This is a genomic window from Gordonia sp. NPDC003950, from assembly GCF_053605205.1.
The window spans coordinates 114,557-140,702 of sequence record NZ_JBSGIT010000014.1 but is presented as its reverse complement, the minus strand read 5'-3'; the positions used below and the strand labels follow the sequence as shown (position 1 = coordinate 140,702).

27 protein-coding genes are annotated in these 26,146 nt (G+C 67.7%); 15 read left to right on the top strand and 12 right to left on the bottom strand.

The features are described from left to right. Positions 1 to 24 precede the first annotated feature (24 nt). The 3 genes from ACWETB_RS14410 to ACWETB_RS14400 are packed head-to-tail and all read left to right on the top strand — an operon-like array spanning position 25 to position 2,294. The gene (locus ACWETB_RS14410; RefSeq protein ID WP_452211817.1) at positions 25 to 960 is read left to right on the top strand and encodes an SDR family oxidoreductase; all 936 of its coding nucleotides are present in this window, start codon (positions 25 to 27) and stop codon (positions 958 to 960) included. A gap of 6 nt (positions 961 to 966) precedes the next feature. Further along, complete coding sequence (locus ACWETB_RS14405; RefSeq protein WP_452211815.1) at positions 967 to 1,740, top strand: fructosamine kinase family protein; 774 nt, start codon at positions 967 to 969, stop codon at positions 1,738 to 1,740. Next, positions 1,740 to 2,294, top strand: coding sequence for a nucleosidase (locus ACWETB_RS14400; RefSeq protein ID WP_449743132.1), 555 nt, complete (start codon positions 1,740 to 1,742; stop codon positions 2,292 to 2,294). Before ACWETB_RS14405 ends, ACWETB_RS14400 begins: the two co-directional genes overlap by 1 nt. Positions 2,295 to 2,348: 54 nt before the next feature. On the opposite strand, the gene ACWETB_RS14395 is transcribed toward ACWETB_RS14400, so the two are convergent. From ACWETB_RS14395 to ACWETB_RS14380, 4 genes are all read right to left on the bottom strand, one after another. Then, positions 2,349 to 3,215: a DUF6542 domain-containing protein gene (locus tag ACWETB_RS14395; RefSeq protein ID WP_452211813.1), complete on the bottom strand. Its 867-nt coding sequence runs from the start codon at positions 3,213 to 3,215 to the stop codon at positions 2,349 to 2,351. Positions 3,216 to 3,274: 59 nt separating this feature from the next. Then, entirely contained in the window at positions 3,275 to 4,450 is a 1,176-nt protein-coding gene (locus ACWETB_RS14390) for a DNA recombination protein RmuC (protein ID WP_452211811.1), read from the bottom strand. A gap of 75 nt (positions 4,451 to 4,525) precedes the next feature. Then, positions 4,526 to 5,080, bottom strand: coding sequence for a methylated-DNA--[protein]-cysteine S-methyltransferase (locus ACWETB_RS14385; protein ID WP_449743129.1), 555 nt, complete (start codon positions 5,078 to 5,080; stop codon positions 4,526 to 4,528). Beyond that, positions 5,077 to 6,657: an AlkA N-terminal domain-containing protein gene (locus tag ACWETB_RS14380; RefSeq protein WP_452211808.1), complete on the bottom strand. Its 1,581-nt coding sequence runs from the start codon at positions 6,655 to 6,657 to the stop codon at positions 5,077 to 5,079. Before ACWETB_RS14380 ends, ACWETB_RS14385 begins: the two co-directional genes overlap by 4 nt. Positions 6,658 to 6,787: 130 nt before the next feature. Between ACWETB_RS14380 and ACWETB_RS14375 the strand changes: the two genes are divergently transcribed. The 6 genes from ACWETB_RS14375 (at position 6,788) to ACWETB_RS14350 (ending at position 11,390) form a co-directional block, all read left to right on the top strand. Beyond that, positions 6,788 to 7,051, top strand: a complete 264-nt coding sequence (locus tag ACWETB_RS14375) for a hypothetical protein (RefSeq protein ID WP_449743127.1) — start codon at positions 6,788 to 6,790, stop codon at positions 7,049 to 7,051. 44 nt (positions 7,052 to 7,095) lie between these two features. After that, complete coding sequence (locus ACWETB_RS14370) at positions 7,096 to 8,319, top strand: AI-2E family transporter (protein WP_452211806.1); 1,224 nt, start codon at positions 7,096 to 7,098, stop codon at positions 8,317 to 8,319. Between the two features lie 49 nt (positions 8,320 to 8,368). After that, positions 8,369 to 9,448, top strand: a complete 1,080-nt coding sequence (ychF, locus tag ACWETB_RS14365; protein ID WP_452211804.1) for a redox-regulated ATPase YchF — start codon at positions 8,369 to 8,371, stop codon at positions 9,446 to 9,448. 51 nt (positions 9,449 to 9,499) lie between these two features. Further along, complete coding sequence (locus ACWETB_RS14360) at positions 9,500 to 9,622, top strand: hypothetical protein (RefSeq protein ID WP_452211802.1); 123 nt, start codon at positions 9,500 to 9,502, stop codon at positions 9,620 to 9,622. Between the two features lie 282 nt (positions 9,623 to 9,904). Next, positions 9,905 to 10,342 (top strand): VOC family protein, encoded by a 438-nt coding sequence (locus tag ACWETB_RS14355; protein WP_452211800.1) that lies wholly within the window; start codon positions 9,905 to 9,907, stop codon positions 10,340 to 10,342. 112 nt (positions 10,343 to 10,454) lie between these two features. Next, positions 10,455 to 11,390 carry a glycoside hydrolase family 43 protein gene (locus ACWETB_RS14350; RefSeq protein WP_449743277.1) on the top strand — a complete coding sequence of 312 codons (936 nt, stop codon included), beginning with the start codon at positions 10,455 to 10,457 and terminating at the stop codon, positions 11,388 to 11,390. On the opposite strand, the gene ACWETB_RS14345 is transcribed toward ACWETB_RS14350, so the two are convergent. Beyond that, positions 11,391 to 13,016, bottom strand: a complete 1,626-nt coding sequence (locus ACWETB_RS14345) for a cation:proton antiporter domain-containing protein (RefSeq protein ID WP_452211798.1) — start codon at positions 13,014 to 13,016, stop codon at positions 11,391 to 11,393. It abuts the gene before it with no gap. Positions 13,017 to 13,147: 131 nt separating this feature from the next. Continuing rightward, entirely contained in the window at positions 13,148 to 14,113 is a 966-nt protein-coding gene (locus tag ACWETB_RS14340; protein WP_452211796.1) for a pseudouridine synthase, read from the bottom strand. 58 nt (positions 14,114 to 14,171) lie between these two features. Between ACWETB_RS14340 and ACWETB_RS14335 the strand changes: the two genes are divergently transcribed. Beyond that, positions 14,172 to 14,684, top strand: coding sequence for a nitroreductase/quinone reductase family protein (locus ACWETB_RS14335; protein WP_452211794.1), 513 nt, complete (start codon positions 14,172 to 14,174; stop codon positions 14,682 to 14,684). 6 nt (positions 14,685 to 14,690) lie between these two features. On the opposite strand, the gene ACWETB_RS14330 is transcribed toward ACWETB_RS14335, so the two are convergent. Continuing rightward, positions 14,691 to 16,055 carry a diacylglycerol/lipid kinase family protein gene (locus tag ACWETB_RS14330; protein ID WP_452211792.1) on the bottom strand — a complete coding sequence of 455 codons (1,365 nt, stop codon included), beginning with the start codon at positions 16,053 to 16,055 and terminating at the stop codon, positions 14,691 to 14,693. A gap of 88 nt (positions 16,056 to 16,143) precedes the next feature. Next, on the bottom strand, positions 16,144 to 16,497 hold the full coding sequence (locus tag ACWETB_RS14325; protein ID WP_449743118.1) for an HNH endonuclease: 354 nt from the start codon (positions 16,495 to 16,497) through the stop codon (positions 16,144 to 16,146). A gap of 145 nt (positions 16,498 to 16,642) precedes the next feature. Between ACWETB_RS14325 and ACWETB_RS14320 the strand changes: the two genes are divergently transcribed. Next, positions 16,643 to 17,191: a hypothetical protein gene (locus ACWETB_RS14320; protein WP_452211790.1), complete on the top strand. Its 549-nt coding sequence runs from the start codon at positions 16,643 to 16,645 to the stop codon at positions 17,189 to 17,191. After that, positions 17,145 to 18,335: a type III PLP-dependent enzyme gene (locus ACWETB_RS14315; RefSeq protein WP_452211788.1), complete on the top strand. Its 1,191-nt coding sequence runs from the start codon at positions 17,145 to 17,147 to the stop codon at positions 18,333 to 18,335. Before ACWETB_RS14320 ends, ACWETB_RS14315 begins: the two co-directional genes overlap by 47 nt. Positions 18,336 to 18,602: 267 nt before the next feature. On the opposite strand, the gene ACWETB_RS14310 is transcribed toward ACWETB_RS14315, so the two are convergent. Genes ACWETB_RS14310 through ACWETB_RS14300 form a run of 3 tightly spaced genes read right to left on the bottom strand, consistent with a single transcriptional unit; the run spans position 18,603 to position 21,251 of the window. Next, positions 18,603 to 18,956 carry a Fe-S protein gene (locus tag ACWETB_RS14310; protein ID WP_452211786.1) on the bottom strand — a complete coding sequence of 118 codons (354 nt, stop codon included), beginning with the start codon at positions 18,954 to 18,956 and terminating at the stop codon, positions 18,603 to 18,605. A 26-nt stretch (positions 18,957 to 18,982) separates the two neighbouring features. Further along, entirely contained in the window at positions 18,983 to 20,038 is a 1,056-nt protein-coding gene (locus tag ACWETB_RS14305) for a 2Fe-2S iron-sulfur cluster-binding protein (protein ID WP_452211784.1), read from the bottom strand. A 1-nt stretch (position 20,039) separates the two neighbouring features. Then, complete coding sequence (locus tag ACWETB_RS14300; RefSeq protein ID WP_452211782.1) at positions 20,040 to 21,251, bottom strand: cytochrome P450; 1,212 nt, start codon at positions 21,249 to 21,251, stop codon at positions 20,040 to 20,042. Positions 21,252 to 21,457: 206 nt separating this feature from the next. Between ACWETB_RS14300 and ACWETB_RS14295 the strand changes: the two genes are divergently transcribed. The 3 genes from ACWETB_RS14295 to ACWETB_RS14285 all read left to right on the top strand — a co-directional run bounded on the left by ACWETB_RS14295 (position 21,458) and on the right by ACWETB_RS14285 (position 24,964). Beyond that, on the top strand, positions 21,458 to 22,423 hold the full coding sequence (locus ACWETB_RS14295; protein ID WP_452211780.1) for an AraC family transcriptional regulator: 966 nt from the start codon (positions 21,458 to 21,460) through the stop codon (positions 22,421 to 22,423). A 120-nt stretch (positions 22,424 to 22,543) separates the two neighbouring features. Continuing rightward, positions 22,544 to 23,785 carry an acyl-CoA dehydrogenase family protein gene (locus ACWETB_RS14290; protein WP_452211778.1) on the top strand — a complete coding sequence of 414 codons (1,242 nt, stop codon included), beginning with the start codon at positions 22,544 to 22,546 and terminating at the stop codon, positions 23,783 to 23,785. Positions 23,786 to 23,818: 33 nt separating this feature from the next. Continuing rightward, the gene (locus ACWETB_RS14285; protein WP_449743111.1) at positions 23,819 to 24,964 is read left to right on the top strand and encodes an acyl-CoA dehydrogenase family protein; all 1,146 of its coding nucleotides are present in this window, start codon (positions 23,819 to 23,821) and stop codon (positions 24,962 to 24,964) included. A gap of 12 nt (positions 24,965 to 24,976) precedes the next feature. Here ACWETB_RS14285 and ACWETB_RS14280 read toward each other — a convergent pair whose 3' ends face one another. Then, entirely contained in the window at positions 24,977 to 26,071 is a 1,095-nt protein-coding gene (locus ACWETB_RS14280) for an oxygenase MpaB family protein (RefSeq protein WP_452211776.1), read from the bottom strand. Positions 26,072 to 26,146 lie beyond the last annotated feature (75 nt).

Below are 26,146 nucleotides of genomic sequence, written 5' to 3'. Positions count from 1 at the left end.
CGAACCCACGATTAGGGTCGAGGCATGGCACTTCGAGATCTCGTCTGGATGGCTCCGCCCGTACCGACCCTGCGCCGGCGCCGGGTCCTGATCACCGGAGCGGCGAGCGGGATCGGTCTGGCCACCGCGCGCGCTGCGGCGCGTGAGGGCGCCGAACTGGTTCTCACCGACCTACACGCGGATGCGCTCGATCGTGCCGTCGCCGATCTGGTGGGCGACGGCGCGAGTGTGGTGTTCCATGCCGCCGGCGACGTCTCCGACTTCGACTGGGTGTGCGGGTTCGCGCGGGAGGTCGACGCCGAGGTCGGCGTGATGGACGTGGTGATGAACATCGCCGGCGTCTCGGCGTGGGGAACGGTGGAGAATCTGGAGCACCGGCACTGGCGCACGATGGTCGATGTGAACCTGATGGGGCCGATCCACATCATCGAATGCTTTGTGCCGCAGATGGTCCGGCGAGGCCGCGGTGGGCAGCTGGTCAACGTGTCGTCGGCGGCCGGGCTGCTCGCGTTGCCCTGGCATGCCGCCTACAGCGCCTCGAAGTTCGGTATCCGCGGGGTGTCGGAGGTCCTCCGTTTCGACCTGCGGCGTCATCACATCGGGGTGTGCCTGGTCTGTCCCGGCGGCGTGGACACCCCGCTGGTCAACACCGTGGAGATCGCCGGCATTGATCGCGCGGATCCGCGGGTGGCCCGTCAGATCGACAACTTCCACAAGGTCGCCGTCAGTCCGGACAAGGCGGCGTCGTCGATCATCAAGGGCATCAAGAAGAATCGGTTCCTCGTCTACACCTCGTTCGACATCCGGTTCGGGTACTGGTGGGCGCGCAAGTTCGCCCTGCCCTACGAAATCGTCATGCGGATCGCCAACGACCGTTTCGCGCGACTGGCCCGGATCAGCGCTTCCGCCCGGGGCGAGGCGGTCGACTCCGACTCCGGGATCGGCTCCCCGCAAAGCTGATCTCCATTGACCGACAACGTCTTTCGGAAGTCGAGTCGCGGCTCCGATCCCGACTTCTTTGCCGCCGAAGCCGCCGGCCTGCGCTGGCTGGCGGCGGCCGGTGCCCCGGTCGTCGAGGTGATCTCGGTGTCCGGCGACGCCATCGAGCTGCGTCGACTGGCCGCCACACGACCCGACCCGGTCGCGGCCCGCACCTTCGGGGCCGCACTCGCGGCGATGCATGATGCGGGTGCGCCGGCATTCGGGTCGCCGCCGCAGGGATACACCGGCCGCCAGTTCATCGGGGAACGACCGCTGAGTTCCCGTACCCACGACCGGTGGGGCGAGTTCTATGCGCGCGAGCGAGTGGAGCCCTACCTCGACACCGCGGTGCGGGCCGGGTACCTCACGCGCGCGGACGACCGACTCACGCGACGCGCCTGCGAGGCGATCGCCGACGGCGCCTTCGACGACGACGAGGCGCCCAGCCGTCTGCACGGCGACCTGTGGAGCGGGAACGTGATGTGGACACCCGACGGGGTGGTGATGATCGATCCCGCCGCCCACGGCGGGCACCGCGAAACCGACCTGGCGATGCTGGCACTGTTCGGGACGCCGCAGCTGTCGGCGATTCTCGACGGCTACCTCGCGGCCCACCCGTTGCGCGCCGGATGGCGTGAGCGGATACCGGTACATCAACTTCATCCGCTCGCCGTCCACGCAGCCGGGCACGGACCGTCCTACGGTGATGAACTGGGGCGGGCGGCGCGGGCGACGCTGGACTTGGCGACAATCATCTGATGCACACCGATTCCACGGTCCTGATCGTGTCCGCCACACGGTCGGAGGCGGCTCACGTTCCCCCGGGCGCCCGTCTGCTCATCACCGGTATCGGGAAGGTGGCCACCTCACTGGCGCTCACCCGTGAACTCGCGACCGGACCCGCGGTCCGCGAGGTCGTCAACATCGGGACCGCCGGCGCGTTGCGCACGCACCACAGTGGGCTGTTCGTGCCGTCGGTGGTCGTCGAACACGACATCAGCAGCGCCGAACTGATCGCGATGGGCTATCCGGTCACCGATCGCTGGGATCTTCCCGAGGGCGACGGCACGGTACTGGCGACCGGCGACACCTTCGTCGCCGACCCGGCGCACCGGGACCGTCTCGCGCAGCAGGCCGACCTCGTCGACATGGAGGGCGCCGCGATCGCCCACGTCTGTGCCGCGTTCGGCGTCGGATGCCGGTTGGTCAAGGTCGTCACCGACACCGCCGACGAAGGCGCGATGGACTGGCCGGCGCTGGTCGACGACGCGGCCGCGCGCCTGGGGGCCTGGCTGACCGACAACGTTCGCTGATCGGCACCGTGCGCTGACCGACACCGGGCGCTGACCGCCACCGTGTCCTGGGGTTCAGGCGCGGTTGCCGCCCTCGCGGCTCGTCCGATAGGGCGCCGCGCCGGCGGCCCGGGGTTCGTATCGATCGAGATCGGCGGCGGCGGATCGGGCACGTCGGCGACCGGGGTCGGCGGATTCGGTTGCCGCGACCGGACGTTCGGTCCCGCGCGGCGGCGTCTCACCGGCGGGGCGACGGGTCGACGGACTCGCCGTGGCGGCAACCGCGGTCGGTTCGTCGGAGCGTCGGCGTCGGGGACGCTCACCTGCGCGCGACGCCCGTGTCGCGCTGCTTTTCTGAGCGCGCACCGTATCCGGGCGTGGCGACTGCTGACCCGCGGCGTCGGCCCGGGCCCGGGTTCGGCGACCGGGCTGGGCCTCGGGCGCCGGCGATCCGGACGCACGACGCCGGGTGGGTGTGCGCTTCGCCGTGGTCGGGGTCGGTGTGGAGGCGGGACGCGTCAGGTACCACCGCAGCAGCACCAGGATCAACGTCACCACGAAGGTGATGGCCATCCAGGGGAAGTTCGCGGTGATCGGTAGCAGCACCTTGAGCACCAGCGACCGCAGACCCGACGAATCGTCGGCGTTGAGTCCGTAGAGCGCGAGCATGCCGACGACGAAGGCGATCAGCGGAGGCTGAGCCGCTGCGGTGAACAGCGCGCGGCGACGCACCGCCAGCGCAGCGAGGCAGCAACCGACGAGCAGACAGAAGTTGAAGGTCGCACCCAGGCTGTCATTGTTCTTCGCGTCGATGACGGCACCGATCGCGGTCAGGATCGTCGCAATGAGGACGGCGCCCCACCAGGGCACACCACGGACGGTCGGCAGCACCGACTGCTGATCCAGTGGTACCGCGGAGGAGCTTCGTTGCGGAAAGGGCACCCCTAGACGGTACCGGTTGTGGGCTGCTTTCCCGGCAACCGACGTGTCGTGGTGATCCGTCAGGTATCGATGCCGACGCCGTGTGTCCGACTCGCGGTGCGGATGGGATCGTCGACATGACGTGGTGCCGTCGGCTCGGGCAGGTCGCCGAGCGCCTCGAGGGAGGCGAGTCGGCGGGCCGTCACACCCACGCGCGAATCCAGTGCCCCCACGGTCGAGTTGTACGCCTCGACGGCTCGACGAAGGCCCACGCCCACCCGATCGAGGTGGCCGAGGACGGTCTCGAGTCGGTGATGCAGTTCGACGCCGAGCTCGTGGATCACCGCCGCGTCGCGGGCCATCGCGTCGTGACGCCACCCGAGGGCGACGGTTCGCAACAACGACACCAGGCTCGACGGGGTGGTCAGGACCACATTCTTGGTGATGCCGAATTCGATGAGTGTCGGGTCGGCGCGGGCCGCCCACTCGAGCACGCCGTCGGCGGGCACGAACAGCACGACGAGTTCCGGTGACTGGTCGAAGGCCGACCAGTACGCCTTCGACGACAACGCCGAGATGTGCGACCGAACCGCCCGCGCATGATCGGACAGCAGGTCCCGATGCATCTCGGGATCATCGCAGTCGGCGGCCTGCAGGTAGGCCTGCAGCGGCACCTTCGCGTCGACGACGATGTCGCGGCCCCCGGCGAGGTGGACGACCATGTCCGGGCGCAGATCCCCGGTCAGCGTCGATCGCACCGAAACCTGCGTGTCGAAATCACAGTGCCGGGTCATGCCGGCAAGTTCCACCACCCGCTCGAGCGCCACCTCGCCCCACCGGCCGCGCAGGTGCGGGGTGTGCAGCGCGGTGGCCAGCGCCTGGGTCTGATCACCGAGACGCATCGACGCCACATGCATCCCACGCACCTGCTCGCTGAGTCCCGCGTAGGCGCTGGTCCGGTCGCGCTCGACGCGACGGAGCTCGTCTCCCATCTGCCCGACCAGCGAATGCAGTGGTTCGACGATGTGGGTCAGTTGCGCGCCGATCGCGGCCGACTGCCGCCGCGCGGCGTCCTCGGAGGCCGCGGCCAGGGACTGGCCGACGAGATCCTGCGACGACCGCAACGCCTTGGCCTCGGCGCGCGCCGCGGCGACGGCACCGGCGGATCGTCCGGTGCATGCGAGCCAACCGAGCACCACGCCGAGTGCGACGCCGACGGCGAGTCCGATGACGAGAGCGACGAGGGTGGATGTCATGGCCACGATCCTGTCGGATGCCACCGACAGAAATCGCCGACTGAATCGCCGACCACGAGCAGCACCTCGTCGACGTCAGTTCGTGGGCGTGGTGGCCTCGCGGTCGATCAGCCGCTGCTTGAGCTCCACCCCGTAGCGGAAACCGCCGAGTTTGCCGTCACGGCGCAGCACTCGATGACAGGGGACGAACAACGCCGCCGCGTTGCGGGCGCACGACGTGGCCGCGGCGCGTATCGCGGCCGGTTCGCCGGCGAGCCCGGCCAGATCGGAGTAGGTGACCGGGGCGCCGGCACGCACGGTGCGCAGGGCGGTCCAGGACTTCTCGAGGAACGGTCCACCATGCTGGAACACCGGGACCGACTGCGGTGCGTCGTGCTCACCCGCGTAGTACGCGTCGACGACCTCACCGATCGCCGACAGGCCGGCGGACCGGCCGATGTCGGCCGGCCGAAGGTCACGATGGACAAGTTGGAGGAGGTATTCGGGTTCCGACGTCCAGCCGGACGCCAGAACAGTGCCGGAATCGTTCACGACGACGGTGAACGGTCCGTCGGGGGTGGACACCGTCGTCCAGCCGGCCGTGGGCGCCGCGTCGGTGGTGTCGGAGCTGTCGGGTGCGGTGATCGTCATCGGGGATGTCCTGTCATTTCGGGGAATATGGTGGAGAGCAGCGGGGGCGGTGGCGTCGACACGCTCGGTGCCGGTGTGTCGGGTGCGGGTGATCGGGGCAGCAGGCGATGGCGCCACAGATGCATGGACGCATACGACCGCCAGGGCGCCCACCGGACGTGATCGTCGAGGTCGAGACCGAGATCGTCGGCGGCGTGCCGGATCACGAGGTCGTGGCGGAGCAGGATGTCGGGGTTGCCGGTGACCTGCATGGTGACGTAGTCGGCGGTCCACGGACCGACACCGGGAAGCTCGAGGAGGTGCGCACGTAGATCTGACGCAGCGGCCCCCGCATTCGGTTCCACCCAATTTTCGGCAATCGCCCGCGCGGCGTGGACGACCGCGTCGATCCGACGGCCCGGACCGCGCAGCACCTCGGTGCCGTGTTCGGCGATGGCGGTGGGCGTGGGGAACTGCCGCCACGAACCGTCCGCCCATCCGGTGGGCTCGCCGAGCGCCTCGACCAGGCGGGTGATGTGCGCACGCGCCGCCTTCACACTGATCTGCTGGCCGATCATGGTGCGGATGAGGGTCTGTGCGCCGTCGTCGGTTCCGGGAACCCGAATGCCGGGTGCGGCGGCCACCAGCGGCGCCAGGGCCGGATCGTCGGCGAGGACGTCGGTGGCGGCCACGATGTCGGCGTCGAGATCGAACATCCGCCGCACCCGGTTGACGGCGACGCCGAGATCGCGCAGGTCCAGATGATCGAGGACGACGCGCAGAAACCCTGTCGCAGGCCGTATCTCGGCGAGTGCGGGCCCATGGGGCAGGGTCAGCACCCGGCGATGGGTCCAGCCGCCGTCGGCGTCGACGTCGAGATGCTCGAGTCCGTCGACGGCGTGTGCCCCCAGATACCACCGGAACCAGGCGGGATCGAAGGGCTCCCGGAAAGCCAGCCGCAGTGACACCCCCGACGCCGACACCCCCGACGCCGACACCCCCGACGCCGACCCGGTGCCCGACTGCCCCGGACGCAGACTGCGCAGTGCCCGCGGCGTCGACGCGAACACCTCGCGGATGGTGTCGTTGAACTGACGCACGCTGCTGAACCCGGCGGCGAAGGCGACGTCGGCCATGGGCAGGTCGGTGCACTGGATGAGGACCCGGGCATTGGCCGCGCGGTGCGCGCGTGCCAGGGCGAGTGGACCCGCACCCAACTCGGTCGTGAGTACCCGGGTGACATGGCGTGGTGAATAGCCCAGTCGGGCGGCCAGGCCGTCGACCCCCTCGCGTTCGATGATGCCGTCGCCGATCAGTCGCATCGCGCGTGCCGACAGATCCTCGCCGAGATTCCATCGGGGTGATCCGGGTACCGCATCGGGCAGGCAGCGTCGGCAGGCACGGAAACCGCGGGCCACCGCGCTCGCCGCGGTCACCACGAAGTCCACGTTGTGTGTCCGGGGGGTTTGCGCCGGGCACGATGGCCGGCAGTAGATCCCGGTGGTGCGGACGGTGACGAAGAACTGGCCGTCGAAGCGCGCATCGCGTGCGCACAGTGCGCGGTAGCAGCTGTCGAAATCCAGGTCGGTCGTCGTCACCCCTCCACTCTGGCATTCCCGAACCGGAGAAATCTGGCGGGAATCGGACACGGCCGCACGACAGCTCTCCGTGCTCAATCAGTTCACCGATTCGGGTGACGTAGATCATATTTCATGTCACGATGTGCGCATGGGCACGTACTCTCGCGGCGTCCGACAGGTTCGGGGCGCACACATGGACCTGCACGACTTCCCCGAGTGGGCACTGGACATCATGCGCGGCCTGTACGGCCCGGATACCGTCGCCGCGGAATGTGAACGCGGGCGCGCGCGGACCCGGCCCGAGCCGCCGCCGGTGGACCGGGCCGAACCCGCCATCACCGCCCTGGAGGCCGAACTCCTGGCGTTCGACGCGCTCGGCGCGTTTTTCATGCGGCTCGTTCGTCGTCGCTGAGACACCCGCGTGCCCGGGTGTGCCGGGTATGTGAGGATCGACGCGTGACCGCAACTGGCGACGCGACCCCGGACGGACCGCCCGAGAACCCGACCCCACCCACGCGGCTGCGGGTGCTGCTCAACGGACTGCGGTCATCCGCCGTCGTCGGAGCGCAATTCGTCATCGTCGTCGCCGCCTTCGCCGTGCTGATGTGGGTGGTCGGCCGCGCCTGGGTGGTTTTGTTGCCGGTCCTGCTCGCGATCATCGTCTGTACGTTGCTGTGGCCGCCGGTGCGATGGATGCGTGACCGCCACGTCCCGGCGGCCGCGGCCTCATTGGTGATGATGCTGGTGGGGATCGGTGTGCTCGCGGGGGTCATCGCGGTGATCGTGCCGTCGATCGTCGATCAGTCGCCGCAGCTTGCCGACGGCGCCGTGAAGGGGGTCCACGAACTGCAGGAGTGGGTGCAGGGGCCGCCGTTCAATGTGCGCGACGAGCAACTCAACGACGCAGTGGCCGCGATCACCAGCAAGGTGAAGTCGAGTGCGAGCACCATCGCGGCCGGTGTGTTCACCGGTGTGGGCACCGCGACGTCGATGCTGGTGACCGTGTTCACCACGATCGTGCTGGTGTTCTTCTTCCTCAAGGACGGCCCGAAGTTCGTGCCGTGGCTTCGTCGGACGGTCGGCCACCCGGCCGGTGCGCACATCGGGGAAGTGTTGCAGCGCATGTGGAATGCGCTCGGAGGTTTCATCCGGACCCAGGCGATCGTCAGCTTCGTCGACGCCTCCCTGATCGGTATCGGCCTGCTCGTCCTGCAGGTGCCGCTGGCCGGTGTGCTGATCGTGATCACCTTCCTCGGCGGGTTCATCCCGATCGTCGGTGCGTTCGTCGCCGGGGCCCTCGCGGTGCTCATCGCGCTGGTCTCCAATGGATTCACCACCGCGCTGATCGTGCTCGCGATCATCATCGCCGTGCAGCAACTCGAGGGAAATGTCCTGCAACCATGGCTGCAGGCGAAGTCGATGGATCTGCATGCGGTGATCGTGCTGCTCGCGGTCACGCTCGGCGGCAGCCTGTTCGGCATCACCGGCGCGTTCCTCGCGGTGCCGGCCGCGGCGACGATCGCGGTGATCCTGCGTTACCTCAACGAGCAGATCGCCCTGCGTGCCGGGGAGGCCCTGCCGCCGTCGGGGGAGCCGGGCGACGGGGATGACGATGGCGGCGGTGGCGATGACGCCGATCCCGTCGATGACCCGGAACCGTCCGGCGCGCCGGCCACCTGAGGTGAGGGCGCGGCCTACCGCCGGCCCGCGGCGGATAGACTGATCGCCCGTGAGTCTTACCCTCGGTATCGTCGGATTGCCCAATGTCGGCAAGTCCACCCTGTTCAACGCGCTGACCCGCAACGACGTGCTGGCCGCGAACTACCCGTTCGCGACCATCGAGCCAAACATCGGTGTGGTCGAGCTGCCCGACGCCCGGCTGGGCCGGCTCGCCGAGATCTTCGGCAGCGAGCGCATCTTGCCCGCGACGGTGTCCTTCGTCGACATCGCCGGCATCGTGAAGGGTGCCTCCGAGGGGGAGGGGATGGGCAACCAGTTCCTGGCCAACATCCGCGAGGCCGACGCGATCTGTCAGGTGGTGCGCGTGTTCGCCGACGACGACGTGGTGCACGTCGACGGTCGCGTCGATCCGCTCGCCGACATCGAGGTCATCGAGACCGAGTTGATCCTCGCCGACATGCAGACCCTGGAGAAGGCGATCCCGCGGCTGGAGAAGGAGTCGCGCAAGAACAAGGACCTCGCCGAGACCCTCGCCGCCGCCAAGCAGGCGCAGGAACTCCTCGACAGCGGCAAAACCCTGTTCTCGCAGAAGGGTTCGTTTGACCTCGGGTCGGTGCGCGAACTGCACCTGATGACGGCCAAGCCTTTCCTTTACGTCTTCAACGCCGACGAGTCGGTCCTCACCGACGACGCGAAGAAGGCGCAGCTGCGCGAGACTGTGGCGCCGGCGGATGCGGTGTTCCTCGACGCCAAGGTGGAAAGCGAACTCCTCGAACTCGACGAGGAGGACGCGCAGGAACTGCTCGACTCGATCGGGCAGGACGAGCCCGGACTGCGGTCGCTCGCCCGCGCCGGTTTCCACACCCTCGGACTGCAGACCTACCTCACCGCCGGTCCAAAAGAGTCCCGCGCGTGGACAATTCACCAGGGCGACACCGCCCCCAAGGCGGCCGGCGTCATCCACACCGACTTCGAAAAGGGCTTCATCAAGGCCGAGATCGTCTCCTTCGACGACCTCGATGCCGCGGGCTCGATGGCCGCGGCCAAGGCCGCGGGCAAGGTGCGCATGGAGGGCAAGGACTACGTCATGGCCGATGGTGACGTGGTGGAGTTCCGGTTCAACGTGTAGTTGAGTGTCGAGCGTGCCCGAGCCCTCACGGGTGAGCGCTCGAACCGGGCCGTGATCGACCTCGCGTTGCGCAGGCTCATCGCCTCGAAGCAGCAGGCTGCGATGATCGAGGGCATCGCTGGACTGACCGACCTTGAAAGCGAACTCGGCACGTCCAGTGGCCTCACCGAGTGACACAGATTCTGCGTGACCGATTTCCCGTTCTCACTCATGTGGAGTTGCTGCACCTGGTCGAGGCTCGGCAACTGACGCCGTCGGTGGTCACGCGAAATGCGCGGGTGGGAACCACCTATCAGGCGAGGGGTGCTCGGATTGAGGAGATCGCAGACCGGTGAATCTGCGGGATCCGGCGCGCCGGTTCTGGCCGTTGGTCACGCGGCGCAAACCCCGAAAGAACTGAGCCGACGACTGCCGAAGGCAGGGGAAGGAATCTTGCTCCGCAGTAGGGTGTCGCCCATGGCCATCACACTCGAGAACGTCGGTATCGCAGTGGAAGATCTCGACGCCGCGATCGCCTTCTTCACCGACCTCGGCCTCACCGTCGTCGGGCGGGACACCGTCAGCGGCGAGTGGGCCGACACCGCCGTGGGACTCGACGGCAATCACGCCAAGATCGCGATGCTGCAGACCCCGGACGGGCACGGCCGCATCGAGCTCTTCGAATACATCCACCCCGAGGCGATCGCCACGTCACCCACCCTTCCCCACGAGATCGGCATGCACCGCGTCGCCTTCTCCGTCGACGACATCGATGCGGCCCTCGAGGTGGCGGCCGGGCACGGGTGCCATCCACTGCGTGGCGTCGCCACCTACAACGACGTCTACAAGCTCACCTACCTGCGCGGCCCGAGCGGCATTCTCGTCATGCTCGCCCAGGATCTGACCAAGGGCTGACATCTCGGGCCGGCGCCGTCGCGCATAACGATGTGGTGCGTCCGAGGCCGAAGTGATGCGCGGTGGGCCGGTCCTCACCGATACTGCTCCGGTGAGGTTTCCCGCTCGAACCATGCTGTCCATCGCGTCGGTGGCGTTGCTGACCGTCGCCGCGCTGCTGATCGCGGTGCCCGGAGTCGGTGCGGCGGCACCGCCAGCCGGGTGGCGCTACACGATGGTGGCGTTCAGCAACGCCAGCGACCGCGCCATGGACGTCTACGAATCGTCGGACGGCACCACGTATCACGTACTCAAGAAGGACGCGTTCACCCCTCCGGCCGGCAGCGTGCGCGATCCGAGCATCTTCCGCCATTCCGACGGGTGGTACTACGTCACCTACACGACGGCCGACGGGGCGAACATCGGGTTCGCGCGCAGCAAAGACCGCATCAACTGGACATTCCTGCAGAACCACCCGGTCCCGCTGTGCTGCTTTCTGCTTCCCGGAACGGGAGATGGCACGGGGTCGCTCGGGTCGGCGGGGTCGGTCGACATCCCGTCGCTCTCGCCGTTCACCACCAAGGCGTGGGCGCCCGACTGGTTCGTCGACGGTGGGCGGGTCCACGTCATCCTGTCGATGTCGACCGGCGGTGGCTTCGTGCCCTACCTGATGACCGCCAACGACTCGTCGTTGCGATCGTGGAGTGCGCCCGTCCCGATCCTCGGCATCGGCGCCGACCACATCGACACCACCATCGTCAAGGTGGGATCGACCTATCACGCATTCACCAAGAACGAGACGCACAAATTCGTCCAACACGCCGTGTCGTCGTCGCTGATCGGTCCGTATTCCTTTGTGACGCCCGGCAATTGGGGAACCTTCGTGGAAGGCCCCGAGGTTGTCCAGTTGCCGAACGGAACCTGGCGCATCTACCTGGACTCCTACAAGGCCGGGAAGTATCTCTACTCCGACAGCGGCGACGGGATGCGGACCTGGACCGCCCCGTCGGTACTGCCGGAGGTGTCGGGCATCGTGCGACATGCCGGGGTGATGCGAGAACCGGCGTGATCACCGGTCGGTGTCGGGTGCGGGGTCGGGTGGAGGCGGGGCAGGTGGCGGCTCCGTGGCACTGCGACCCACCTGATCCGCCAGTTCCAGGCCGGCACCCGAGTACACGTTGAACGCGATGTCGACGCCGTGATCCTTGGCCCATTGCACTTCGTCCTCGTATCGAGCAGCCGACGCGATGCGACCACTGAAACCGGACTTTCGCAGGCACTCGAGTGCGACCACATTGGCGCTGTGACTGGGCATGGCCAGCACCGCGTACCGGACCGAGTCCGAATGACGTAGCCGGATCCAGAAGTCCAGGTCGGTGCCGTCGGCCTCGATGACCCGGATTCGGCGATCGGAGAGTCGCTGAATCCGGCTGCCGTCGTAATCGACGCCGACCACGCGTAAGCGGTGCTGTTCGGTCAGGCGCTGGTAGGCGGCAAATCCGACGCGACCCATGCCGATGACGACGACCTCGGCGTCGCCGGCGTCGCCGGGCCGTTCCTCTGGCTGCAGAGTGTGTTCGTCCTGGTCGGGCAGACGCGCCACGATCTTCTCCGCCAGCGCATTCGCGCGCCCGTTGACCAGCGCGGAGATGACGAAGCTCAACGCGACGGCGATGGACAACTCGACCAGCCAGGCCTGGGTCAGCAGTCCGGCACTCACCCCGACGGACACCACGATCAGGCCGAACTCCGAATAGTTCATCAACCCCAGCCCGGCCAGAATCGCGGTGCGATACCTCAGCTTCAGCACGGCCAGCAGTGCGGTGTATCCGATCGCCTTCATGGGCAGCAGCAGCATCATCAGCAACGCGACACCGATGGTGGGTGCATCGGGGAGACCGGTCAGGCCGATCGACACGAAGAACGCCACCAGCAGCAGTTCCTTGATGTGGAACAGCGACCGGGACAGTTCGGTGGCGGCCGGGTGCGAGGCGAGCAGGACACCGACGATGAGCGCCCCGAGATCGCCCTTGAGCCCAACCGAGGAAAACCACACGTAGCCGGGCACCAAAGCCATGACGATCCCGAACAGTGACTGCATCTCACCGTGGCCCAGGCCGCCCCAGACCCGACGGGCGAGCAGGGTGACCGGCCACAGAGCCACCAGCGTCAGTGCCCACGGGCTGGGCGCGTGACCGCTGGTGGCCGTCAGGAAGATGACGGCGATGAGGTCCTGCATCACGAGGATGCCGATGCAGACACGCCCGTACAGCGAGTGCGATTCGCCGCGTTCGTCGAGGATCTTGACGACGAACACCGTGCTGGAGAACGACAACGCAAAACTCAACAGTGCGATGGTCGTCAGGCTCGCGCCGGAGAGCATCGTCACGCCGACGACCGCGGCCAGCCACAGGAACGCACCCCCGATGACGACGCTGACCAGCATGTGGATCGAGGTGGTCAGCCACACCTCCCGGCGCAACAGGATGCGCACGTTGAGCTTGAGACCGATGGCGAACAGGAGCAGGGTGACGCCGAGATCGGCGAGGGTGTCCAATCCCGAGAGATGTTCGACGTGCACCGCGTTGAGTACGAATCCGGCGGCCAGGAAACCGACGAGCGGCGGCAGGCGGATCGCGAGGGCGAGGCCGCCCAGTCCGAAGGTGACGACCAGATAGATGGCGACGACGCTCACACGTCCCCCTTTCTCACTCGGTGGGTGACGATCACGACCGACGTCGACCGGCGGTCACGACCGCCCGCGGTGCGCTGCTGACGGACTCTCAGTATCGACGATTCGTCACCTGGCATGAACGACCCATCGGCTCAGCCGTGTCGCACGGGCACCTCGCTCAGCGTCCGGCGGGTGACGAACCGGCGTCGTCGTCCGGTCAGTGGATCGGTGAAACCCAGTTCGCGGGCCAGTAATTGGAGGGGCAGCCGATGATCGTCGGGCTCCTCGGGTTGCAGGTCGGGATACCAGCGGTCGCCGAGGATGCCCAGATCGAGAGCGGCGAGGTGGACGCGCAACTGATGCATGCGTCCGGTGTGGGGCCGCAGCCTCGTGTGTACGACGGTCCGTCCCGAGGCGCTGGTACCGGTACCGTGCACCTCGATCAGCGTCTCCGCGTTGGGTTCTCGTGTGTCGTCGACGATCACCCGCAGTTCCCCACGGCGCGAACAGATGTGGTTGCGGTACGCGAACGGAGTGGCGTATCGCGCCGGGATCTGCGCGTCGGCATCCCAGGCGGCCGGCCGCCCCGAGACCGCCTCGTAGACCTTGGTGACTTCCCTCTTCTCGAACAGCGACTGGTAGGCGCCGCGCGACGCCGGCCGGGCCGAGAACATCACCAGCCCGGCCGTCGCACGATCGAGCCGATGGATGGGCGTCACGTCGGGGTTGTCGAGGCGGGTGCGCAGTCGGACGAGGGCCGACTCCCGAAGGAAGCGGCCGCCCGGTGTGGTCGGCAGGAAGTGTGGTTTGTCGATGACGACGAGGTCGTCGTCGACATACAGGATCTCCTCGTGAAATGGCACCGGCTCCTCGGCCGGAAGTTGTCGGTAGTACCAGAGGAATTCGATTGTGCCCAGCGGGGTCTCGCGTGTGATCGGCGTTCCGTCGTCGTCGACGATCTCGCCGGCGTCGAATCGTCGGCGAAGGTCGTCGGGGTCGAGGTGGTCGAACCGCTCGACGACGAAGTCGGCGACCGTCGACCACGGTCCCGACGTCGGGACGCGCAGGCGCGTGGGACCGACACCGTCGCGGACCGGCAGGGGAGCAGACAGGGCCACCACGGGGAGGCTATCGGATACGCGGGCCGGTCCACACCGGCGCACTACACTCGGCGGTATGACGTTCGACCGGGCGGTCCGCGCGCTCGTCACCCGCCGCGGCGACGCGTTGCGCGCGATGTATGCCGGCGGCAAGGGCAATGCCACCGCACGACGGTTCGCCCGGGTCTGGGCGTGGGCGTTCGGCAAGGGCATCATGCCGGGCAGGCGCTGGGTGACGCTGGAGGTGCCCGGCCGAAAGACCGGGAATCCCAACCGGTTTCCTCTCGGAATGGCCACCGTCGACGGGCAGGACTATCTGGGCGCGATGCTGGGCAACGACTGCAACTGGGTGCGCAACGTCCGCGCCAACAACGGTGACGCGATCATCGAGAGACGCGGGCGACGCCGGGTGCACCTGGTGGAGGTTCCGGTCGCGGCGCGCCCACCCCTGCTCCGGGAGTACCTTCGGCAGGTTCCCGGAGCCCGTACTCACATACCGGTGGCCTACACACAACCCGTCGCCGACTTTGAGTCGATCAGCGCGGACTACCCCGTCTTCGCGGCCCGGTCCGCGCGCCCGGTCGATTGAGGCGGATCAGCGAACGGTGCTGTGCTGCAGCGCGATCTGGACGATCGCCCGCAGATCCACGTTACGGGCGCGCCGACGCGACTCGGCCAGCGGATTGTCGGCGGGCACCAACAGTCGCAGACCGCGGTGATGACTCCGGAATACCAGGGGCGTGGCGAGATCGAGTGCCTCGCCGTCGATTCCCGCATACGCCTGGCCGCCTCGGGAGCGCACCTCGAACTCGTCGGTGGTGAACTCGTGCCACGCCGGGCTGGTCTTGCGCAGGCCCACCGCCGACAATGCGACCAGTCGGGCGGCGTCGGCGCCGGTCTGTGCCGAGACGGCGACCACCCCGAGGGTGCCGGTGTCCATCCGCCGGCGACTCCCGGCGTCGAACAGCGCACCCGAATACGGATTGTTGGACACCAGGATCAGGAAGGACCCGTCGATGTCACGGCCGTCCGGGGTCCGGAACTGCAGATCGAAGGGTTGCGCCGTGCTGCCGAGCAGTTCGGGCAGCATGGCCGCGGTGGTCTGGGCCTTCTCGTTGCGATACGAGTCCTGCTGCACGATCGCGGCGTACACGCCGAGGGAGACGTTGTTGACGAAGACGCGGTCGTTGACCGTCGCGTAGTCGACGTGTCGTTGCACCCCGTCGACGAACGCCGTCAGGTTCGTGCGTGGATCGAGCCGGTCCAGGCCGAGATCGAGGGCGAAGTGATTGCGTGTTCCCGCGCTCACGCACACGAACGGGACGTCGTGTTCGACGGCCACCGAGCACACCAGCGCCTGTGAACCGTCGCCACCGGCCATCCCCAGACAATCGGCACCCCGGGCGATCGCATCACGGGCGAGTTGTTCGAGATCGTCGCCCGGCGCCAGGACGATCGTCTCCACACCCAGATCCCGTGCGTGCTCGACGAGGCCGAAACGTTCGACCTTGCCGCCGCCGGACTTGGGATTGCAGATCAGCACCGGATGGCGTGGCCGCAACGGTTGGTGCAGCCGGTCGAGTTCGTGCAGATGTGGTGTCAGTGCGTGCCGGGCACAGCCGGTGGCCACCGCGAAAAGCCCGACCAGGACGATGATCGTGATGACGAACCGTCCGGTGTCGACGATGGCGAGCACCAAGGCGAGGATGACGATCGCCAACCCGATGATCGCCACGGACGAACCGATGATCCTTCGCCGGTCGCGCTCGGTGATCGCGAACCACGCGCCCGTGGCGGCGATCCCCAGACCTAGGAGTCCGAACACCAGGTACACCCCGTGGTGGATCAGGAACAGCGCGGTGACGACGATGAGGGCGGCACCGGCGATCAACGCAAGAGCGGCGCTGAGCCGTCGTTCGGTGCTCACCGGGGCCGGTGCGTCGGGCCGGTCGGTCTGCATGGAGATTCCTTTTCGTCACGGGCTCGGCGTATTGCCGCCAGAAGTATCACCATCGACTCCGGTGATGAGGGTTCCGTGAGTGAAACCCTCACTCGTCGTCGGAGCCGATCAGCGCGCAGATCTCGGCATGGCGCAACAGGAACCGGCGTTCGTCGAGACGCTTGCGGCGCATCCAGGCGGTGACCTCGAGATTGCACTTGCCGGCGTTACAGGATCGGCAACTCGGCACCACGTTGGTCACCGTGTAGCGCCCGCCTCGGGAGATGGGCAGCACGCAATCCTTCTGGACGGGTGTCCCCGTCTGTCCGCAGTAGGCACACCCGTCCCACAGCGACGTCAGCCGATACCACTGCGCCGCGGTGAGGTCGTGCTCGACGGCATCCATCCGGCGTTTGCGGCGTCGAGCGTATCGGCGTGCGCGGGTGCGGTTGGGCGTGGCCACGACGACCACCGTAATCCGACCGGCGTACCCGACCTTTCGCGACGCGCCGATGAGGTAGTGGATGCGACGCGCTCGGCTTCGGCCGGCGTCGGACGGGTAGCGGCCTACTCGTGCCGTTTTCCTTCGCAGCCGCGACGGTTGTGCCATGTCCGAACAGAGGTGGCGGCACAAGGCCCTCGAGTGGTGCACACGGTATCTACCCGGCGAGATCATCGGCACCGCAGCCGAACTCGGCGGCGCGGCGCTGGTCTATCTGGCGACCGGGTCGCTGGTGGCGGCCGCGGTCGCGGCCACGATCAGTGCCACGGTGGGCTATTACGCGACCAACTATGTGCGGGCGATCCGTGCCTATCGGGCACAGGGCGTCGGGATCCTCGCCGCGAACGGATGGTCGTTGCGCAGCATCCTCATCGAGTTCGGGCCGGGTGAGATCGTCGACTCGATGATCATCCGTCCCCTTGCCTACTATCTGCTGCCGCTGCTGCTGGCCGGCTCGGCGTCGTCGGGTTCGGCCGGCTGGACCGCGCTCGGCTGGGTCATCGGAAAGCTGTTGTCGGACAGCATCTTCTACGCCTGCGCCATTGTCTCCTACGAACTGAATCGTTCTCGCGTCGTGCGCTACGACGCAACCCCGGAAGGACACCCGCATGGACTCACGGTATCGCCGGCAGCTGGTGAGGACGCTGGCCGATAGCGCCGCTCGCCACGACTGGTCGCGACTCGTCGCCGAGCACGGTACCCCGCTGCTGGTGTTCGACCCGGCAGCGGTCGGCGACGTCATCTGCGAGCTGCGCTCGCTGATGCCCGACATCGACTGGCATTTCGCGGTGAAGTGCCAATCGCACCGGGAAATGTTGTCGGTGTTGCGGGATCATTCGGCGGCATTCGACCTCGCGTCGCGGTCGGAGGTGACGCTGGCGGTGACGTCGGGCATCGCACCGGATCGCTGCATCGTGACCAATCCCCACCTGACACGCTCGGACGTCGAGTACGCCGTCGCCGCCGGGATCCGGACCTTCGTGGTCGATTCCGAGGAACAGATCGAGCGGTTCGCGGCGCTGCCGGTCGTCCCGGAGCTGCTCGTGCGGTTCGCGCCGCCGGATACCGGCGACGCCGCTATACCGGCCGCTCACCTCGATCTCTCCGCCAAGTTCGGCGTTACGCCCGACGAGGTGGTCGCGCTGGTCAAGCGCATCCTGGCCGTTGGAGCGCGGCCGGGCGGGGTGAGCTTCCACGTCGGCAGCCAATGCGTGCACCCGGCCGCGTTCTCGGTCGCGATCGGCACCGCCCTCGAGATCGTCGACGCCGTCGCCGCGGCCACCGGTGCGTCGATGGCGACGATCGACATCGGAGGTGGTTTCCCGGTGGCCTACCGGGCGGCGTTGCCGTATTCGCTGGCCGATTTCGCGGTGGCGATCGACGCGGCATTCGGCGCGCGGCGTACCGACTTCCGGATCATCGCCGAACCCGGACGAGTGCTGGCCGCCCCGGCGATGACGCTGCTGAGCAGTGTGATCGGGTCGACCACTCGGGCCGGTCGGCGGTGGCATTTCCTCGACGACGGGATCTACGGCACGTATTCCAACATCCTCACCGAACGGATCTGGCCGGCCATCCTCGCCGGCGCCGAGCTCTTCGACGGTGTGGACGCCGTCACGCCGGTGGTGCTCGCCGGCCCCACCTGTGACAGCACCGACGTCATCGTCGTGGATCATCCGATGCCGCCCATGGCCGCCGGTGAATTGGTGATCAGCCCGATGATGGGGGCGTACACGACGGTCACCGCGTCGGCGTTCAACGGGTTCGGTGCGGCTCGGGTGGTCACCGTTCGGCACTGACCTCACATGCACTGACCTCACGTGCGCTGACCTCACATGCGCTGACCTCACATGCGCTGACATCATGGGGCGGTCACGACCACCGCCCCGCCGCACCGCGGTCGCCACCACCGTGGGCGTGTTGTCGGCGTTGTCCTTCGCCCAGAGTTTAGGTAGTAGTCTGCCGATCTCCGGGATCGGTTGTGGTACTGATTCTGGCGCTCGACCGCGGTGCCGGGACCGCCGGCGTGCGGGCCGGATACCGCCTGCGGTGGTGACCGGGCGCACTCACCAGATGACCGCGACCGCCGCTGCCCCCGCCGACAGGACCATCGCGAGGACGAACAGCGCACGTGCAACGGGTTCACCGGTCCGACGCTGACGTGCGCTGCCCATCCCCAGCACACCCCCGAGGATCAGCAGAATGACCAGCTTGACGCCGATCTTCGGGTAATTCGGCTCGAAGTCCGCGGGCCACGGTGCGGCCAGGGCAATGCCGGTCAGCAGCGACACCAGCAGTCCGTAATCCATCACGCGGGTGAAGCGGAACCGGCGTGCCGCGGCCTCGGCGACCAGCGCGCCGAAGGTCACGGCGAAGCCGATGATGTGCACCAGGACTATGACGCTGCGTAGTACATCCACGGTGTCAGGGTAGCGAGCGTCACGGATCAGGCGGTGAGTTCCGTCGACTCGGGGGTGGTGGCGGCAGCGGAGTACCGCTCTCGGTTGATGTTTCGTCCGGCCATCCGGCGGCGCTTGCACGCCTTGACCGTCGCGTCGACCATCGCCGGCGGCCCACACAGGTAACCGACATATCCCCGCAGCGATGCGAAGTCCTCGAGCAGTGCATCTCCCACGTAGCCACGCCGACCGTCCCACTCCTCGCGACTCAGACACGGCGTGAACCTCACGTGCGGATGGTTCCGCGTGAGTTCCGCCCAAAAGTCCAGGTCGTAGAGATCCCCCTGGTGGCGAACGCCGTGATACACATGTATCTCGTGGTCGGGGTTGATCGTGAGTGCTTGCCGCGCAATCGCTTTCAAGGGTGCGAGCCCGGTGCCGCCGGCCACCAGGACCAACGGTGCATCGGTGGCGTCGTCGTGGACGAAGTCACCCCACGGGCCGCGTACCCGGACGCGATGGTCCACCGCCAGCTCGGCGAAGATCCAGTTGTCGGTGGCCGCGCCGCCCGGCACCCGCCGGATGTGGAACTCCAGCGTCGAGTTCTCCGATGGTGTGTTGGCCATCGAATACTGGCGTCGATGACCTGTCCCCGGAATCTCCACCTCGACGTACTGTCCGGCCGAGAACTCCAGCGGCTCATCGAGTTCCAGATGCATCGCCACGGTGTCCTCGGCGACGCGCCGCAGTGCCGTGACGGTGCCGTCCACATCGCGAAGACGGTGTGCCGGACCGGAAACGCTTGCGGTGTCCACGACGATCCGGGCGGCCGACCGTGGCCGCGACTGGCACGCGAGAACGTGGCCGGCGGCCCGGTCGTCGGCTCCGAGGACGGTGTCGGGGATGTCAGGCGTGTCGACGCTCCCGGTGCACAGTCGCACCTTGCAGGTTCCGCAGGTGCCCTGATTGCAGGAGTTGGGCAGGTAGACACCGTTGCGGAGAAAGGCGTCGAGCAGCGTCTGATCCTCGGTGCAGTCCACCGAGCGTTCGGCATCTCCGGCGACCGCGCCATCGATGACGATCTGATGGGTCACGGGGTCCATCTCAGGCCTCCCACACCACGTTCAACGAGGTCGGTCCGCGGAAACCCCAGCCCCAGAACTCCACGTCGGAGGACGTGTCACGCTCGAGGTTCGGGATGGACTCGAAGAGTTCCTCGAGACCGATCCGGCATACGTGATTGGCGAAGTAGATGCCGGCGCAGGCGTGGTTTCCGGCACCAAAGGCCAAGTGCGGCAGCGGTGGTCGCGACAGGTCGTACTCCGACGGCGCGGTGTAGGTGGCGCTGTCGTGATTGGCCGACCCATATGACATCAGCACCACGGTGCCCGCCGGCAGTTCGACGCCGGCCACTTCGACGTCGGTGATCGCGACCCGCGCGGTCGCCGACCAGATGGGGGAGGTCCAGCGCATGCCCTCGGAGATGGCGCGCGGGATGAGGCCGGGCTCGTCGACGACCTGCTCCATCTGATCGGGCCGGGTGAACAGTCCGACCAAGGTGGAGGCCATCGCGTGGCCGGGTTCCTGCATCGCGCCGAGCAGGTACACATACAGCGTCGGGTAGATGTAGTCGCGATCGCGGGTCTGGCCGTCGGGCATCCCGTCGTGCAGCCAGTGCGAGATCGCGCTGTCGTCGGGATGGGCGATCCAGTGATCGATCTTGGGGTCCACGATCGCCCGGATCTCGGCCTTCGCCGCGTCGCCCTCACGGAATCCGTCCGGGTTGGTGAACTCGCCGTTCTCGTCGACCCCGGCGTTGGTGAACGAGTGCGACAGTTTGTGGAACCACTCGCGCAGCGTGTCGGAGCTGACGTCGTGCAGTCCGAGCAGGTCTCCGAGGGCGCGAACGCTCACCGGTTCGCAGTACTGGGCCACCAACTCGGCGCTGCCCACGTCCTCGAACTGCTCGAGGTAGCGTCGCGCGATCGGACGGACCAGATCGTCGATCCACCGATCGACCTCCTGCGGCTGCAAGGCCGGATCGACCATCGACCGAAGGTCCTCGTGGATCGGCCCGTTGACGCCGATGACGGCGGGATGCCCGAAGGTACGGCCGCCGGCCTTGGTGATGATCGCCTCGAACCGATCGCTGGTGGCGATCGTCCGGCAGATCTCCGCGGTGCTGGCGACGTAGGAGCCCAGCACCGGGATGTAGGCGAGCGGTGCCTCGGCCCGCAGCCGTTCGTACACCGGGTACGGGTTGCGTTCGAGTTCGGTCATGGTGATCTCGTCGATCCAGGTCAGCCTCGTGGTCATGGTGCGTTCCTCACAAGTCGGGGACTGATGACGTGTCGCCGACGGTAGGGGTGTGCGGCGTCGGTCCACGACACCGACCACGCGGCGGTGGTACGAAATGCGCGGCGAGATTGTGACGGGCATCGCTATCGCGGGTGACTGTGAGGTAGACAAGGTGTGGGTCGGTTCAGCCCGCCGACTCCAGAACAGACCGAAAGACGCACTCGATGTCCACCGAACGCGCTCACGGTGACGGCTCCGCCACCCGTGACTGGGACAGCGCCCACCGGGCGGTCGCCGCTGCGTACTTCCCGCACGAGCTCACCGATCTCGACGGCGACGGAAAGGTCGACCTGTCGCTGCAGACCGTCGAACTCGGCGCGGTGACCATCGGCCGCCTGTCCTGGGGCACCGACGTCGCGATCGAATGCGCCTATCCGGGTGCCTACGAGGTCAACATCCCGCTGTCGGGACGCCTGCATTCCCGGTCGCGGGCGTCGCGCGGTGACGTCACCGACATCGTGTCGACACCCGGCCGGGGCACCGTGTTCACCGCGGGCCGGGCGTCGCTGATCAGTCGCTGGACGGCCGACTGTGACGTGATCGGCGTGAACTTCGACGCCGCTCATCTGGAGCGGGAGGCCGACCGCGTGCACGCGGCGCGCTCGCACGGACGACTGGTCCTCCCCGAGCAGGTCGACCTGCGGACCGACGAGGGCCGCTCGTGGCTCAACCTGGTGACCGCGTTGTCGGCGCAGCAACGTGAACCCGTCGATCTGCTGGCGAATCCGCTGGTCGGTCCACAACTGGCGACCGCGGTCACGGCGGCGTTCCTGCTGATGGTGGGTCCCGAACCCGTCGACGCCGCGCGGCCGCTGCGTCCGCGCACGGTCAAACGTGTCCTCGATGCCCTCGAAGCGGACCCCGCGCATCCGTGGACCCTCGCGGAGATGGCCGCGCAGGCGCCGACGAGTGTGCGGCGCCTGCAGGAAGCGTTCGCCGAACATCTCGGGGTGAGTCCGACGGTGGCGCTGCGTGACATCCGGCTCGCGCGGGCACACCGCGACGTGGAGGCCTGCGCGGGAACGGTCAGCGACATCGCGGCCCGCTGGGGATTCAGCAGCGCGAGCCGGTTCGCGGCGGCGTACCGACGACGGTACGGCCGTCCACCGTCGACGGCGCTGCGGAGTTGAGTTCGCGCATGGGCTGTGTGAGGCGGCCCCGCGGTGTACGCAGAGTGATCTATGTCGTAGATTGAGTGCGATCATATATGTGATACGTATACTGGCCGACACGGACAAGGTGGCACACCGATGGACATGAACTTCTCGGACGCGGACATCGCGTTCCGCGACGAGGTGCGCGAATTCCTCGACGCCGAACTCACGCGAGAGCTGCGAGAGGCGGGCCGCCTGCGCACCAGCGTCTACACCGACCACGAGGCGTCGATGGAGTGGCAGGCGATCCTGCACAAGCGGGGGTGGGCCGCTCCGGCATGGCCGGTCGAGCACGGCGGCTGTGACTGGTCGCTGACCCAGCACTACATCTTCAGCCGGGAATCGGTGCTCGCCGGTGCGCCCGCGCTCTCGCCGATGGGTATCCGGATGGTGAGCCACGCGATCATCGCCTTCGGCACCCAGGAGCAGAAGGACTACTTCCTGCCCGGCATCCTCACCGGGGAGGTGTTCTTCTGCCAGGGTTACTCCGAACCCGAATCCGGCTCGGACCTCGCGTCGTTGTCGATGTCGGCCGTTGAGGACGGTGACGACCTCGTCTGCACCGGCTCGAAGATCTGGACAACCCATGCCGCAGAGGCGAACTGGATCTTCTGCCTGGTGCGCACCTCACGCACCGGGAAGAAGCAGGAGGGCATCACCTTCGTCCTCATCGACATGAACTCGCCGGGCATCGAGGTGCAGCCCCTGGTGATGGCCTCCGGTGAGAAGGTGCAGGCGCAGGTCTTCTTCGACGGAGTTCGCGTGCCCAAGAAGAATGTCCTCGGCAAGATCGACGACGGCTGGACCGTCGCCAAGTACCTGCTGGTGTTCGAGCGTGGCGGCGGCGCGGCCGCACCCGCCCTGCAGGTGATGGTGGAAAACCTCACCGAGCACGCGGCGACGGTCATCGGGCCCGCCGGCGTTCCGTTGGCCGACGATCCGGCGTTCTCCGCGAAGATCTCCGATGCGCGGGCACGCGCCAAGGTTCTCGAGATTCTCGAGTTCCGTGCCCTCGCGGAGATGAACGCCGGCCGCAACCCGGGTGCCATCTCGTCGATGCTCAAGGTGCTCGGCACCGAACTGAGCCAGGAGATCACCACCCTCGCCGTGGAGGCGGCCGGAACCCGCGGTCGCGCCTACCAGCCCGGTGCGGCCAAGCCGGGCGGCCCGATCGCCGACTACGTGCCTCCGGCCGACGGATACGTCTCCGGCGAACCGTGGCAGGCGGTTGCGCCGCTGCTGTACCTCAACGATCGCGCCGGCTCGATCTACGCCGGCAGCAACGAGATTCAGCGCAACATCCTCGCCAAGGCCGCTCTCGGCCTGCCCCAATTCTGACCGGCCGCGCGGCCCGATACCGAGTAGGAACCCATGGACTTCGATCTCACCGCCGAGCAGCAGTTGCTCTCCGACGGACTCACGAAATTTCTCGACTCCCGATATGACCTCACCGAGAGCCGCAAGGCCGCGAAGGTCGGCGACGGCTGGCAGCCGGCGATCTGGCGTGCCTTCGTCGACGAACTAGGCGTGGTCGGCGCCTGCCTTCCGTCGTCGGTCGGTGGTTTCGACGGCGGCCCCGAGGAACTGATGGTGGTCACCGAGGCGCTCGGCCATGCGCTGGTCGTCGAGCCGTTCGTCGACACCGTGGTGTTGGGTGCGGCCCTGCTGGCCCGGACCGGACACGAAGGCGCCCTCGCGGTGGCCCGTGCCGTCGCCGAGGGCGGCGAACTGCTCGCCACCGCGGCACTCGAGGAGGGTTCGGGCGGTCGGCTCCATCACGTCACCACCACCGCCGATCGCTCCGGTGACGAATGGATCATCAACGGCGCCAAGACCGTTGTCACCACCGCCCCGATCGCCGGGCATCTGATCCTGACCGCGCGCACCGCAGGCGAGGCCGACGACCGCGACGGCACCGCGCTGTTGTTGATCCCGCTCGGTGACGCGACACCGGACGGTTTGACGCTGCACGCGTTCCGCACCGTCGACGACCGGCAGGCCGCCGACATCAACCTCGACGGTGTGCGCCTGCCGGATTCGGCGCTCATCGCCTCCGGCGAGGAGGCACTGGGCCTGCTCGAGCAGGCCTGGGACACCGCCACCGCGGCGGTCGTGTCGGAGGCCGTCGGCCTGATGCGCAAGGTGCTGGCCGACACCGTCGAGTACACCAAGCAGCGTCAGCAGTTCGGCCGCCCCCTGGCCGGATTCCAGGCACTGGCCCATCGCATGGTGGACATGTACATCGAACTCGAACAGGCCGTTGCCGCACAGTATCTCGCGATACTGTCACTGAATTCTGAACCGGCCGAACGTGCGGCGGCGGTGTCGGCGGCCAAGGCCACGATTAGTCGGGCGGCACGGTTCATCGGGCAGAACGCGGTGCAACTGCACGGCGGGATGGGGATGACCGAGGAACTGGCGGTGGGACACTACTTCCGTCGGCTGACTGTCATCGAGTACGAATTCGGTTCCGCCGATGCGCATCTGGCTCGATTCGAGCGGCTGTCGCGGGCCTGATCGCCCGGCGACTCAGAACTGGGCGGCGGAGATGCGGCGCTCGACCTCGGTCCGATCCAGTGGGAGGTCGCTACCGGGAACGTGTGTGGGCTCGGTGTGGTCGGCGGTCGTCCCGGCCGGCACCCGCCGTCGGGCCTGCTCGAACTCCGGGGTGACGCCCATCGTGGCCCGCAGACCGTTGAGCAGACTCCACACGATCGCGCGACGCGCGCGCCGTTCGATCGGTGACGGCGGCCGGTGCATCACCAACTGGGCCGCCCACCGTGGCATGGTGTCGCGGATGGCCCAGTCCACGGCGGCCTGAGTGGGATCGGTGACGTTGCTGCCGGTCGCCATGGCGGCGCCGTAGGTGAGGGACAGTCGGGGAAGATATTCCCGCAGACAGGTGAGGGTGTCGGCCTTGGTCGCCGGCAGGTCGGTGGCGCCCAACGCGTGCCCGACGCGCACGAACTCGGCGTAGTACCGATCAAGGTCGTCGCCGCGCAGCGGGCGCGGGTGATAGATCTCGTGGGCGGTGGCGATTCCCCAGACGACCGTCGCATAGTTCCAGCGCAACCAGTCCGGGTCGTCGGCGTCGTAGGCCGCGCCGTCGGGCCGGGTGCCCTTGATCGTGTGGTGCATCGCGCGCACGGTTCGCGCCAGACGTTCGGCGGTGTCGGTGGTGCCGTAGGCGGTGCCGATGAAGAAGGCGAGCGAGTGGCCGAGTCGGGTGGCCGCGCCGTCGGGATCGAGACGTGGCAGTGCTGCTGGGTCGTCGGACTGCTCGACGAGTCGGGAATGGTGCATTCCCATCCAGTAGATGCTCGGATCGAGGCGTTCGAGATACGACGCGCACTGCAGGCCGAAGATCAGCGCCGGCGTGTGCGAGTGGACATACCACGTGGCGCTGTCGGGACCGAACCACCCGGGATCGCCGGTGGGCTGATCGAACACCATGCCGCGGAAGAACTTCGAGCGCACGTTGGTATCGAAGAACTGGTTGAACCACTGTCCGAGGAGCTGGTGTGGCAGGGGGACCGGCGACCCGACGGGCACGACCGGCAACTCGGGCAGGCGCAGCGGGCCGGTGGGTGTGAGCCGGCGGGGCAGTGTGGCGAGCGACAACATCGGCAGGGCCTCCCGGGTAAGAGGGTCTGGTCACAGGTGTACCCAGACTACATTCTGGTCACGGACGTGACCAGG